Raw genomic sequence first — 12726 nt, 5'->3', positions numbered from 1 at the left:
TTCCATGCCGTTAGCCGGCTGATGCTTCCATGGCAACATGCTGCTCCGCCAGTTCGCCGACCCTGGCCAGGTAGGCGCACTTGAACAGTTCGATGCCGGCCTGATAGTGGACTTCCTGGCCGTGCTGCCCGCGCACGCAATTCAGCAGCACTCTTACCAGGTTGGCTCCCGCCAGATGGGTAAAGGGGTAGCCGCCTCCAAATCTTGGATTCAGCTCCAGGAGATACTGGCGCCCTTCGCGCTCGATCACATCGCAGTCGACATTGCCGATATGTCCCAGTTCATGGCTGATGCGCGTGGCGATGTCGTCGAAAGGCCCGCTTTCGACCGTGATCGCGCGATCGGTCTCTCCCGCGCGCATCGACAGCTTCTTGCGCACGGCAAATCCGACCGGCCTCGCTTCAAGGTCGTTGAAGATATCGAGTCCGTACTCCTGGCCCGAGATCCATTCCTGGATCATCACCGCCGCATCTGGCTGTCCCAGCCTGGCAAAAGCCGATTTCCTGCACATCCGCTGGCAGTAGGCATAGGCGAAGCGAAGCTCGTCGAGGTTCTCGACGAACAATATGCCAAAACCTGCGCTGCCCCAGCGGGGTTTGACCACCAGTGGGAAAATCTCGGTTCCCGCCGAAATTGCATCTTCGGCGCTCTCCAGCGTGGCATAGCTGCGCGGCGTCGATACTCCGATAGATTCGGCAAACTGCACAGTCAGGAACTTGTCCGCGCACAGATTCACCACCTCTGTCGACGAGATCACCGGTATCGTTCCGATCTCGCGAAACCGTTGTGCGTTCGCCGCAAGGAGCGGAAGTTCCAGGTCATTCAGGGACAGGATGGCGGAGACCCGATGCACCCTGCACAGGTTGAGCAGGAAGTCGATGTAGTTATCCGCATCAAGCCCGGGCGCCAAAAAAAACCTGTCGCACGCGCTCGCAGCCGGCGCGCCGCCATTCATGTCCACTCCAAGCACCAGGCCGGCGCCATTCAGCTCCGACTTGAAATACTCCGCCAGGTAGCGCCTTCTACCTATGCACGTCAGCAGAACGTTCATGTTCACCCCAATGCCATTCCAGTCACAATGACCCTGTCGTAGCCCAGCAGGCCCCGTCATGCAGGCCTTCGGCCGTTTTCGTTGGAATAGTGCCTGTATACCGGCATTTTGTTTTCTGCTGCCTTGAGTCGTGGCTTGCCGACCGCGCGGACGCCTGCTGCCCCCGATGCCCACGCTCAATGTCTGACATATGTCATCTAATCAGAATGGCCTGCCCGAAAGCAGCGCGATACGTGCGCAAGTTCACGAAGTGGCGACACGCCTCTTGTACCGCGAGCGGGAATGTGACATTCAGCACGAGAAGAGTCATCATGCGATGTGAATCGGAACGTCTTCGTTCGCAGCGGGCCGGGGCACGCTCGCCGCATGCTGAACACCGGGACTGCCTGTGAACGTCGGTACCTCGATGTCCCCTGCTGCGTTAATGCCCTGGCGGCCGACAACGGTGCCTACCGTGCGCAAGAGGATCTTCAGATCCAGCCAGAAAGAGTGGTGGTCCACGTACCAGGTGTCCAGGCGAAATTTCTCTTCCCAGGTCAGGGTGTTCCGCCCGTTCACCTGTGCCCACCCGGATATGCCGGGGCGGACCAGAAGGCGGCGAGCCTGGTCGGGTGAGTAACACGGCAAATACTTCATTGGCAGCGGGCGTGGGCCAATGACACTCATGTCCCCCAGCAGGACGCACCAGAACTGGGGTAGCTCATCGAGGCTGGCGCGGCGCAGGAATCTGCCGAACGGCGTGAGCCTGTCGTTGTCCGGCAGGAGATTGCCATCCGGGCCTCGCTCATCCGTCATGGTTCGGAACTTCACAACCCGAAATGGCCTGCCGTCCAGGCCCGCCCGCGTCGGTCGAAACAGCACCGGACTGCCTAGCTTCCAGCGCACGGCACCCGCCAGGAGCAGCAGCGGTATTGCCAGCACAAGCAATGCCATGGAGGCGAACACAATGTCAAACAAGCGCTTCATGATCGATCCGTCCAGTCTGTCACGCAGAGGAGTTCATTGCCGCCGTCCGACGGATTCCGAATTTCCGCTCTGAGTCTTATCTCACCAAAATCGGCTCGTTGTGTGAAGCAGCAAATGTGGCCGAGGCCACGTTCTGCCGCGCCACTGGTCATGCCAAAGTCGGGGCGCCGCTGTGATCGAAAAGGAGTGTGCGGGTCCGTACCGATGCACCGGAGGGCAGGTTTCAGACTGCCGTAATCTGGCTGGGCGCGTGATCGAAGCAACCGACGACGGCTGCATGGCGCGCAACGCTGCTCCGGAAGGCGCGGCTTCGTAACCGCCAGGAAAACTCAAAAGGGAAGAGCAATAATGTTCTCATCCACGGATACGGTTATTGTCGGGGCCGGCCCCTATGGTCTGTCGGTTTCGGCCTATCTGAGCAAGGCCGGCGTGCCCAATCAGATTCTCGGGGAACCAATGCATGCCTGGAGAAATTTCATGCCGCCGGGGATGCTCTTGCGCTCGGAACCGTTTGCCTCGAATCTCTACGCGCCGTGGAAAGGCTATACGCTGGAAGAATATTGCCGTCGTAATCGCGTCGCGTACCGACAGGTCGGATTGCGCGTGCCGCTGGAACTCTTCGTGGACTATGGGCTGTGGTTTCAGTCGCGACTGGTCAGTCATGTGCGCCCGGTGGAAGTTGTCGACATGCACCGCAAGGAGGGGCTCTACCGGCTGCTTCTGAGCGATGGCAGCGCCATGGCGGCGCGGCGCGTGGTAGTCGCCCTGGGCCTGAAAGGATTCGCGCAGGTGCCCCCGGCACTGCAGGCCATGCCGAAGCCTTACGTGGTCCACTCCGGCGAGTTCGGAAGCCTGGCTTGGGCGAAAGGCAAGAGTATCGTTGTTGTCGGCGGGGGCCAGTCGGCAATCGGGCTGGCTGCGCTTTTTGGCGAACTCGGAGCTCGGGTTCGGCTGCTTGTGCGCGGCGAGATCAATTGGGGCAGGGAGCCGCGTGTCTCCGGCGGTGGTGTCACAAGGCTGCTCCGAGGGCGCGTCGGCCTGGGACGTGGTTGGGATTCCAATAGTCCAAGTGTGCTTTTGATGTCCTTCCTGTTGTCCGAGCACCCCGCCTTCTTCCACATGATGGATCTCCAGCGCCGCCAGAGGTTGCTCGACACGGGTTGGGCACCGTCTGGGGCGTGGTGGCTGCGCGATCGCGTGGAGGGCAAGGTTGATATCCGGACCCAGAGCGAAATCAGGGATGCCGAACTCAGGGACGGTCAGGTAGTCCTGCAGGTCTCGAGCGCGAATAATGTGTCCCGAATCAGTGCCGATCATGTTGTTCTGGCCACAGGGTTCAAGATTGATATGGCCAGGCATTCCTTCCTCTCCCAGGAGCTTCAGGATTCGCTCTCACTCGTTTGCGGCGCGCCAAGCCTGACGCGCAATTTCGAAACCAATCTACGCGACCTGTACGTGGTTGGACCCGCGGCTGCGCTGAGCTTCGGGCCCGCACTGCGTTTCGTCTATGGCGCGAAGTATGCGGCGCCACACCTGGCACGGCACATTCTCGGGCGCTTCAAGGAGGACGGGGATCATCGTGTCCAGCCATCGGCCCGAGAACCGGAACTGGACCAGGAACACAGTGGAAGCCGTTTGCATGGGCAAACCATGCTTCATGTCTCCGACAACAAGGCGAAATAGCGTCGGAATCCCTGGCTTTGTCCATCGGGCGCCGTACTGGATCTTCGACAGTGCGGCGAACAGTGTCGTGGCGTCATGACGGATGATGTCAGGCACGTCGCAAGCCAACGATGCCGCGTGCGTTCTCCACGAAGCACGGATAGCCGCAGGCAGGCTTGACGGCTGGCGCGTGCGCTCTGCACGCACCAGACCCGCGCAGCACCACCCTGCCTGACGCTCGGAACGCTCGGAAATGCATGGCCCTCGGACCAGGCGCGCGCTCAGCTGTGCCGAGCCACACGGGGCCGTGCAGGACCTGGCTCGGCAATTGGGTTACTGCGTCGCCGTCCCGGGCACCTGGCCGGCCGCCTTCAGCCAGCCTCGCTCGGATTGGACAATGTTGGGGGCTGCAGGTCCACGCCGACTTCCGGGGACGGGTTCCGGCGCGATGTAACGCCGCGCAACGGCGGCGGTGCGGGTGCCAGCACCTTGCGGGCGGGCGAATCCAGAGAGCTGTAGGGGGTGTACTCGGAGACCAGGCTCTGTACGGCGATCTGGATCTCCAGCTCGTCGCGGGTGTCGCAGGCTGCGAGCAGGCGCTGGAGCTTCGCCTGCAACTCTGCGGCTTCGAGAAACGGTTCGTTCGAGCACATGATGCGCTCGTGACCGCTGGCCGTCACCTCGCCGCCGATCAAAAGCTCTTCAAAAAGCTTCTCGCCCGGGCGCAGCCCTACGACTTTGATCTCGATGTCGCCGGCAGGGTTCTTGCGCGTCTTTTCCACCAACCCGGACATCTCGATCATTGTGCGGGCAAGGTCGATGATGCGGACCGGCTTGCCCATGTCGAGCACGAACACTTCGCCACCTTTGGCCATCGCGCCGGCCTGTATTACCAGCTGTGCCGCTTCGGGGATCAGCATGAAGAAGCGAATGACATCCGGATGCGTAATTGTGATGGGCCCGCCCGCGCGGATCTGCTTGCGGAACAGCGGCACCACCGACCCGGATGAGCCCAATACATTACCAAAGCGCACCATCGAGAACGTAGTTCTCGTATTGGGGCGGGCGGCGGCAGCCTGGAAAACGAGTTCTGCAATCCGCTTGCTTGCGCCCATGACATTGGTAGGGCGGACCGCCTTGTCGGTGGAAACCAGCACGCAGGTCTGAACGCCGAAATGATCCGCCAGGTCGGCGACGGTCTGGGAACCCAACACATTGTTGCGAATGCCCTCCGGCATGTTCACTTCGACCAGCGGCACATGCTTGTAAGCCGCGGCGTGATAGATGGTGTCGACCTGCTGACCGCGCAGTGCCGCGGACATTGCGGTGGAATCGCAGACGGAGCCGATCCGGGCATCGATCTGCAGTTCAGGATAGCGCTGCCGCAGCTCCTCTGCGATCGCGTAGAGGGCATATTCGGAGTGGTCGAACAGGATCAGTCGCTGCGGTCCCTGCGTGGCGATCTGACGGCATAGCTCCCTGCCGATGGAACCACCCGCGCCGGTGACCATTACCGTCTTGCGTAGCGTGCACTTGGCGAACAGGTCTTCACGTGGGGGGACGATGTCGCGGCCCAGCAAGTCTTCCACGCTGATGTCACGGATGGACTGCACGGTGATCTGCCGGTCGACCAGTTCGAGCAGGGTGGGCACTGTGCGCACGCTGACCGCATAGTGGTGCAACTTCTCCACAAGCTGGCGGCGGCGTTCTATGGGCAGGGTCGGCGCGGCCAGCACGACTTCATTGATCGCGTACTTCTGGATCTGCGCGCGCATCTGGTTGCTGTGATGGACGGGGAGGTCGGCAAAGATCTTGCCCTCGAGCGCGAAGTCGTCATCAAAGAAGCAGACCGCCTTGTGACGCAGGCTGGATCGCATGGCGATGGCGAGCTGGAAGCCCGCCTCGCCGGCTCCAAATATTGCCACGCGCAGAGGCGCTGGCTCGGCCTGCACCTGCCGGGACTGGAGCGAGCGCATCAGCAATGCACGCGCGACAAAGCGGGAGATTACGACATAGGAGAAAGCGATGAACCAGTAGATCAGCAGGCCGGTGCGAGGCAGCCGGTCGAGGTGCACCAGGAACGACAGCGCATAGGTGATCCCGATGATGCAGGCCAGGCTGGTGCCAGTCGTCCAAAGGACTTTCAGGTCGAAATACCTCACGACGGTCCGATACAGGCCGCTGAGCGAGAACACGGGAATCGTGCAGGCCGCAATGATCAGCGGCGGTGTGATGCCGTACTGGGCCAGCAACTCGAAATTGCCGACGCGCAGGAACAAAGCGAAAGCAAAGCACAGCGGCAGCGCAAGCAGGTCAGCCGATATCATGAGCGCGACCTTGCGGCGTCGGGGCAGCGCAATCAGCCAGCGCGAAAATAGTCTGGTCATTTGCCGGAACCTCCATGCACCGCAGGGTGCAGGGACCTGGTGGCGACCAGGCTGCGACAAGGATGCCCTACTGGCGGAACGAACAAGAATGGCTGCACACGGTTTTGCATTGTCTTGAGGCTTCTTCTGTCAATGGCTTCCGATTTGCCCGTTGGCCCGTCCGTTGGCCCGTCCGTCAGCCCGTCAGCCCGTCAGCATGACTGGGTGCTTCGGCACCACTCCAGACTGAAGCAATTATTGTTGCTGGCGCTTCTCTTGCAACACCGCAACGTGGGCTTGCGTACGCAATGGGCGCCGGCGCGCGCCCTCACCATGGCGCCTCATCTGAGTGTCCTAGTCCACATGGTGGCCTTCACGTGCCAATGCAAGTCTGGTTAGATGATGGCATTCCAGCGGGTGCTTAGTTGACACCTGGCCTGCGCGGCAGTACCCGCTCCGACTTCCATTGCTGAGGTGGACGACCATGCTGGATACCAGCTTTTCTCCCTGGCCAAGTTTCACCGCCGACGAGGCGGCTGCCGTCCAGAAGGTGCTGTTGTCTAATCGTGTGAACTACTGGACAGGCTCCGAATGCCGGGAGTTCGAGGAGGAATTTGCCAGTTGGGTGGGGACGCCGCATGCAATTGCGCTGGGAAACGGGACGCTTGCGCTCGATGTCGCGCTGAAGGCGCTGGGCATTGGCCCAGGCGACGAGGTCGTGGTCACGCCACGCACGTTTATCGCCAGTATTTCATGCGTGGTGAATGCGGGTGCAACGCCAGTCTTTGCCGATGTCGAGCTTGCGAGTGGCAATCTTTCGGCAGCGACGATCGGCAAGGTGCTGACGCCAAGGACACGAGCCATCATCTGCGTGCACCTGGCCGGCATACCCTGCGACATGGACCCGATCATGGCGTTGGCGCGCGAGCATGGCATCAAGGTGATCGAGGATTGCGCGCAGGCACATGGCGCGCGCTACAAAGGGCGCTCGGTTGGCGCAATTGGGGATGTGGGCGCCTGGTCCTTTTGCCAGGACAAGATCATGACCACCGGCGGCGAGGGCGGGATGGTGACGACCAGCGCAAGAGACCTCTGGCTGCGCATGTGGTCGTACAAGGACCATGGCAAGAACTGGGATGCGGTCTATGGGCGCCAGCATCCCCCGGGATTCAGGTGGTTGCATGAGTCCTTCGGTACCAACTGGCGCATGCTGGAAATGCAGGCGGTGATCGGGCGCATACAGCTTGCGCGCATGAAGCAATGGACGGCGCAGCGCGCTGCCAATGCAGAGGTCATTGCCGGCGCGCTTCGGCAATGCGCTGCAGTCTGGCTGCCCGCCTGCCCACCTGATGCCCGGCCTGCGTGGTACAAGTTTTATGCATTCGTCCACCCGGAGTTGCTCAGGGAAGGCTGGAGCCGTGACCGCATCGTGGCCGAGATCCAGGCAGCCGGGGTGCCCTGCTATGTGGGCGGCTGCTCGGAGGCTTATCTCGAGAAGGCGTTCGATGACACTGGCTGGCGTCCGCCGTGTCGGTTGCCCAATGCCAGATTGCTGGGTGAATGCAGCCTGATGCTGCTGGTACATCCCACCCTGACCGAGGCCGAGATTGCCCTGGCTGCGCGGGTGGTGCGCGAGGTAGTCCTTCGTGCAACCCTGCCGACGGGAGCAAGGCAGGACGTGGAAGGCGTGGCGATGCACGATGCGGCTCGGGATTGCGCCGGCGCCATGCAGCGATGATGCACCGGCCAACGCTGATCCGGCTGGACACCGTGGGGTCCCTTCGTGCTGGTGCGCCAGGTTTTTTTCGCGTGGGAGGACAAACTGTGCAGACCGGCAGGCAGCCTGAACCGCAACCTGTGACGTCATGAAGATCCAGCTGCTCGCTCCATCAGACACCGCCTGGGGTGAGGTGCTGCGGCGCCGCTGTCACGACTGCTACCACATGCCTGGCTGGGCGCGTGCGGCGGAGTTCGGCGACCGTGGCAGCGCAGGGGCGCTATATGCCCGCGACGGTGAGGCCGAGTTGCTGCTGCCGCTGGTAAGGCGCGCCATTGGCTGTGGGGAGTGGGATGCCGTCTCGCCCTACGGCTACGGCGGGCCGCTCCTGAGCGAGGGCGCCGGGCAGGACTTTGCCGATGCCGCACTGCGCAAGGCTATCGCCATGTTGCGCGCCGATGGCTGCGTGTCCTGGTTCATCCGTTTGCATCCGCTCCTCAATTCAAGCTGGAACAGCGCAGTCGGCGAGGTGGTGGATCAAGGCCCTACGGTCACGATTGACCTGACCAAGAGCGAGGCCGCGCACTGGCGCGACACCGCGCATGGTCACCGCAGCGATATCAACCGGGCCATGCGCGCCGGTATCACTGTGCGCATCGACGAGTCCTTTGGCGCGCTGGGCAGCTTCCTCGCAATGTACAACGCGTCGATGCGGCGGCTGGGGGCACCGGCATTCTATTACTTTGATGAGCGCTACTACCACACACTGCGCCATGAACTCGGTGACCTGCTGAAGCTGTTCGTCGCCGAGGAGGCTGGCATGCCCATCGCCGCAGCGCTGCTTACCGTGGCGCCGTCGTCGGGCATCTTGCAGGGGCACTTGTATGGCGCCGACGATCGCGCCCTGAATCGCCAGCCGCTGAAACTGCTCATTCACGCGCAGCGGCAATGGGGCCGCGAGCACGGATATCGCGTGCTGAACCTGGGCGGGGGGCGTGGGAGCAACGGGGAGCAGGATTCGTTGCTTCGCTTCAAGCGAGGCTTCTCGCCTGACACCCGGATGTTCCGCACCCAGCGCCTGATTGTCGATCCCAAGCGCTACGCCGCGTTGTGCGGCGGTGGCAAGGCTGGCGAGCAGGAGTTGGCGGACCTGCGCGGATACTTTCCGGCGTACCGGCGCTAGTTTGATCCCGGAGTGGGACGCAGAAACGGGTACGCTGGCGCACCCTGCGCGGCGCCACTCAGGCCATGGATCCCGGCAGGCTCGTCCCGGCTGCTGCGCCGCGCGCCTGCGGCAGCCGGTCGGCGCGCAGCAGCGCCCACAATTTCCGTGTCGTGTCCCACGCCGGCACCGCGCCATGCCAGCCTGCCTGGCGCACATTGCGCGCCAGCATATGTGGCAGCGCCACCGCCAGGAACAGCGCCGCCCTGACCGGACGGTGCTGGCTGCGCCCGTGGCGGCGGTAGGTCACGTACAGGCGCGACGCCGCGCTGGCCGGCTCGGTGTCCTCGTCATGGCCGACGGAGACCATGTACTGATTGACCGCGCTTGGTACCAGCGCGATGCGGTGGCCGAACTCGTACACCGCGCGGCTGGCGAACTCGCAGTCCTCGTAGCCTGCCGCGAGCTGCTCGCAGAAGCGGATATGGTCGAACAACTCGCGCGGGAACACGGTGCTGTGGAGCACCACTGAGCACAGCCGCTCGCCATGGCTGTAGTCCAGAGACGGGTAGCCCAGAAAGGCTGCCTTGCGCGGCTTGCCGCGCTGTCCCTGGCACATGTCCGTGCCCGTCACGATCAGCGGTGTGGCGCAGCCCGATGCCGTGCGGTGCATGTAGTCGTCAGCCAGGCAGTCGGCCATCTGCTGCAGGAAGGTTGGCCCCAGCCGCGTGCGGTCGTCCAGGAACAGCACGTGCGAACCGGTGGCAACGGGCAATATACGGTTGCGGTTTGCGGCCCTGGTGCGGCGCGGACCTTCCAGATAGGTGATGTCCGGATAGTCGCGGCGCATCATTTCGCGCGTGTCGTAGCCGTGACTGTCGTCCGTGACGATCAGCTGATGCGGCGGCATGGTGGAATCGGCTACCGATTGCAGCGTGTGCCGCAGGCCTTCAGGTTGGTCGCACGTGGCGACACACACCGAAAAGGTCGGCATGAAAGTGCGTGCCGGCATGTTTGACCCCCTGTGATCCACAGATCCAGGCACTGCGCCGGCCCGTCTTGCGCGGGTACGGCGCAGAGTCTGGTGTTACAGCGCCGTGCTGGTGGCCTGGAATGCGGCGTCGCCACCACGGGATGCGGCTAGCGGGCGCGCGCTGCTGTCGCGCGAAAAACGTTCGTCGCCGCTGACCCACTCCAGCGTCGCGCCGCGCTGCAGGGCGGCGTAGACCGCCTCGCCCTTGTTGCGCACCTTGAGCCGCTGGTACAGCGTGCAGGCGTGGCTTTTCACCGTGGCCACCGAGATATTCAGCATGCGGCTGACCGTCTTGATCGGATAGCCGCGTGCCAGCAGCACCAGCACTTCGTACTGGCGCGGCGTGATCTTGAGCATTTCCGCTTCGCCGTAACTCGGTTCTTCCTCGCCGATCGGCATGGCGCCGGCGGCGTCTGGCGCGGGCAACGGCTGGCCGGGCCTCAGGTCGGTCAGGTCGCGCACCGCCACGGTAGTGCGCGGCGTGCTGCGCTGCGCGCTGGCGCATGAGGCGAGCGAAAGCGATTCGGTGGGCAGGTTCGCCGGCAAGGGCAGCGGCGCGGCCGAGGCGAGCGATTGCACCGCCGGCATGGCCGAGCGCGAGGCGGAAGGCGTGGTCCCGGTTTCAGCCGAGAACAGCAGGCCCTGCACGCCGGAGATGGCCAGGCGGATGGCCGCCTCGATTACCGCCAGCGAAGCGGTCTTCGGCAGGCAGCCGCACACGCCGCGGGCGCTTTCCGGATTGGGCACGTGCAAGGGCAGTACGTCGGCCAGGATCAGCACGCGCTGCGGCTGCAGCACGGCCTGCGCCTGTTCGAGTTGTGCCCAGCCCGGACCGGATTCGGCGGGCATGCCAAACACGAGCAGGTCTGCATGGTGGTGCCGGCTATCCAGCCTGGCGATGTCCGCGGGCGCGATGGCTGCCACCTGGGCGGATTCCTGGATGTTCTCGAGCATCTGCAACAGCCCGAGCCGGAGCAGCGGATGCTCCTCGATCAGCAACGCGTTCATCGACTTCACTCCCCGTTTGCTCGGGAGCGGACTGCGGGGCGCTTTGCGTATGGAGGGCAGTGCAGGACGTCAGCCACCATTGGTGCCTGACCGCGTGTGTGACCCCCATGCTTCCATGCCCCGGCAGTTCCGTTCTTCTGGATGGAACTTGTCGATGGCTGGATGGTTGACCCGAACCCGAACCCGAAAGATTCTCGCTCCTAAATCGGCTTAAATTCATCTTATGGGCTGGTTGAGTGGATTGCAAGCGAGCGGATTTGGGACGAGGCAGGGTGGGAATGACAGACGCGTCATAATCCTTTAAGAATTCACCCAAATGCGCCATGCCAGGTTCCGCAAACGCCGCGCTGGTGCCGGGTCCGGGCAGTTTCACCGATGTGACAACCGAAATTAAATTGGTTGCAGCGTTGAAACAGATCGCATTATCCAAAGCCCTCGTGAGAGGGATTGGTAACCCCATCGTGGGGTGTACGGAATATATCGCCCATGCAGGTGGCGCAATAATGAAACGGCAGCTTGATACGGGGCTTCGTAATATATCTGCACGATTAATGACGCGCTCGGGCGCATGGCCTAGTGCTTCTGGATGAGGAGTGGCTACACCCTCGGCATGAGACCTGGGAAGGCTGCTGCACCGGTCTGCACCCGGCTTGCCACCAACTGCATCAGACAAGGTGGCAAGCCGGTTTCGGGCCTTGTCAGTCAGCGGGTCCAGTAGCCGGGGCGCATCACCCAGCCGTTCGGTCCGCGCACCCAGCGGTCGGGCACGAAGCGGTGGCCCGGGCGTTGCGCCTGCCAGTAGCCGGGGCGCCAGTCGTAGCTGCCGCGAGCGCCGACCCAGTGGCCGGGCACCCAGACCTGGCCGCGGCGCGCGGCGGGATGCGGCTCATAGCGCGGCGGCGGCGGATGGCCATAGCCGTGGGCGACGGCCGTGGGATGGGCTTCGGCGGGCGCGATGAGTCCGAAGGCACCGCCCGTGGCGAGGACGGCTGCTGCAAGCATGAGCTGGCGTTTCATGGAATGGCTCCTTGTGGGCGGTGGTGGTCAGGCAATCAGGCAAGCGATCATCAATCTCAATCCGGGGATCAATCCAGGGGATCAATACCGGTCGTAGTGATGGTGGTAGCGGGGCGGCGGGCCGCCCCGCGGCGGCACGACGATGCAGGCGGAAAGCAGTGCGGCCGTGGTCGACAGCAGCACGACCAGGGAAAGGGCTCGTTTCATTTCTGGGCTCCTGGCGGGATCGCGTTGGACACGGCTTCAATGTAGCGACCGGCCCCCTCGCTGCGTGCTTGCACTTGTAAGGCTGTCTCACATGGGGCTTAATCGCGCGAGATCGGGCGCGATCGGGCGCGCGCTGCCTGGCGATGCCTGCGCAGCCTTGTACGGCAAGGCGCCGCACGCCGGAGCGGCACCGCGGATGGGTGCGGCCAGCCCTCGGGTGGCGTAATGTGACGTTACATCGGAAATAAACCTAGCAAGCAAGCGCGTGCGTCGGGAGGCCGCCAGCGTGTCGGCCGGGCGGCCGGCGCACTGCCACTTCTGACGCAGAAACAGGTACGGCCGGCGCCGATGCCGAAGCCTTGCCTGCAGTCCTTGCCGGGACCGGGACGGTGCAGCATGCTTCAACATGGCTCGCGCTGCGTGCCGGGCTGGCTCGTCACGGTGCGCGCGGGATGCCAGTACGGCCGCTCCGGGGCATTGCGCCAATGGCATGAAGCTTGCGCGTGGCGGAGTGCCAGACGGAGTGCCAGACGGAAC

At 63.4% G+C, this 12726-nt stretch carries 10 protein-coding genes; 3 read left to right on the top strand and 7 right to left on the bottom strand.

Annotated features, from left to right (window positions below):
• Positions 1–10: 10 nt before the first annotated feature.
• Both AC5WJ1_RS21985 and AC5WJ1_RS21980 read right to left on the bottom strand, forming a co-directional pair.
• Positions 11–1051, bottom strand: a complete 1041-nt coding sequence (locus tag AC5WJ1_RS21985) for an ATP-grasp domain-containing protein (RefSeq protein ID WP_135703374.1) — start codon at positions 1049–1051, stop codon at positions 11–13.
• Positions 1052–1360: 309 nt separating this feature from the next.
• Complete coding sequence (locus AC5WJ1_RS21980) at positions 1361–2017, bottom strand: sugar transferase (protein ID WP_133097150.1); 657 nt, start codon at positions 2015–2017, stop codon at positions 1361–1363.
• Between the two features lie 348 nt (positions 2018–2365).
• On the opposite strand from AC5WJ1_RS21980, the gene AC5WJ1_RS21975 reads away from it, so the two are divergent.
• Complete coding sequence (locus AC5WJ1_RS21975; protein ID WP_133097149.1) at positions 2366–3700, top strand: NAD(P)-binding domain-containing protein; 1335 nt, start codon at positions 2366–2368, stop codon at positions 3698–3700.
• Positions 3701–4050: 350 nt separating this feature from the next.
• On the opposite strand, the gene AC5WJ1_RS21970 is transcribed toward AC5WJ1_RS21975, so the two are convergent.
• Positions 4051–6066: a polysaccharide biosynthesis protein gene (locus AC5WJ1_RS21970; RefSeq protein WP_133097148.1), complete on the bottom strand. Its 2016-nt coding sequence runs from the start codon at positions 6064–6066 to the stop codon at positions 4051–4053.
• Between the two features lie 463 nt (positions 6067–6529).
• Here AC5WJ1_RS21970 and AC5WJ1_RS21965 point away from each other — a divergent pair, with 463 nt between their 5' ends.
• Both AC5WJ1_RS21965 and AC5WJ1_RS21960 read left to right on the top strand, forming a co-directional pair.
• Positions 6530–7783 (top strand): DegT/DnrJ/EryC1/StrS family aminotransferase, encoded by a 1254-nt coding sequence (locus AC5WJ1_RS21965; protein WP_135703375.1) that lies wholly within the window; start codon positions 6530–6532, stop codon positions 7781–7783.
• A 127-nt stretch (positions 7784–7910) separates the two neighbouring features.
• A complete protein-coding gene (locus AC5WJ1_RS21960) occupies positions 7911–8945 on the top strand; it encodes a GNAT family N-acetyltransferase (protein ID WP_135703376.1) in 1035 nt (344 codons plus the stop codon).
• Positions 8946–9003: 58 nt separating this feature from the next.
• Here AC5WJ1_RS21960 and AC5WJ1_RS21955 read toward each other — a convergent pair whose 3' ends face one another.
• The 4 genes from AC5WJ1_RS21955 to AC5WJ1_RS21940 all read right to left on the bottom strand — a co-directional run bounded on the left by AC5WJ1_RS21955 (position 9004) and on the right by AC5WJ1_RS21940 (position 12189).
• Complete coding sequence (locus AC5WJ1_RS21955) at positions 9004–9936, bottom strand: glycosyltransferase family 2 protein (RefSeq protein ID WP_135703377.1); 933 nt, start codon at positions 9934–9936, stop codon at positions 9004–9006.
• Positions 9937–10011: 75 nt separating this feature from the next.
• Entirely contained in the window at positions 10012–10965 is a 954-nt protein-coding gene (locus tag AC5WJ1_RS21950) for a helix-turn-helix transcriptional regulator (RefSeq protein WP_135703378.1), read from the bottom strand.
• A gap of 702 nt (positions 10966–11667) precedes the next feature.
• A complete protein-coding gene (locus AC5WJ1_RS21945) occupies positions 11668–11982 on the bottom strand; it encodes a YXWGXW repeat-containing protein (protein ID WP_133097143.1) in 315 nt (104 codons plus the stop codon).
• An 81-nt stretch (positions 11983–12063) separates the two neighbouring features.
• On the bottom strand, positions 12064–12189 hold the full coding sequence (locus AC5WJ1_RS21940; protein WP_255519748.1) for a hypothetical protein: 126 nt from the start codon (positions 12187–12189) through the stop codon (positions 12064–12066).
• Positions 12190–12726: the final 537 nt, after the last annotated feature.

It is taken from the genome of Cupriavidus sp. MEYA8 (genome assembly GCF_059278825.1).
Note: the sequence above shows the minus strand (reverse complement) of the source record. Positions and strands in the feature narration are given on the sequence as shown.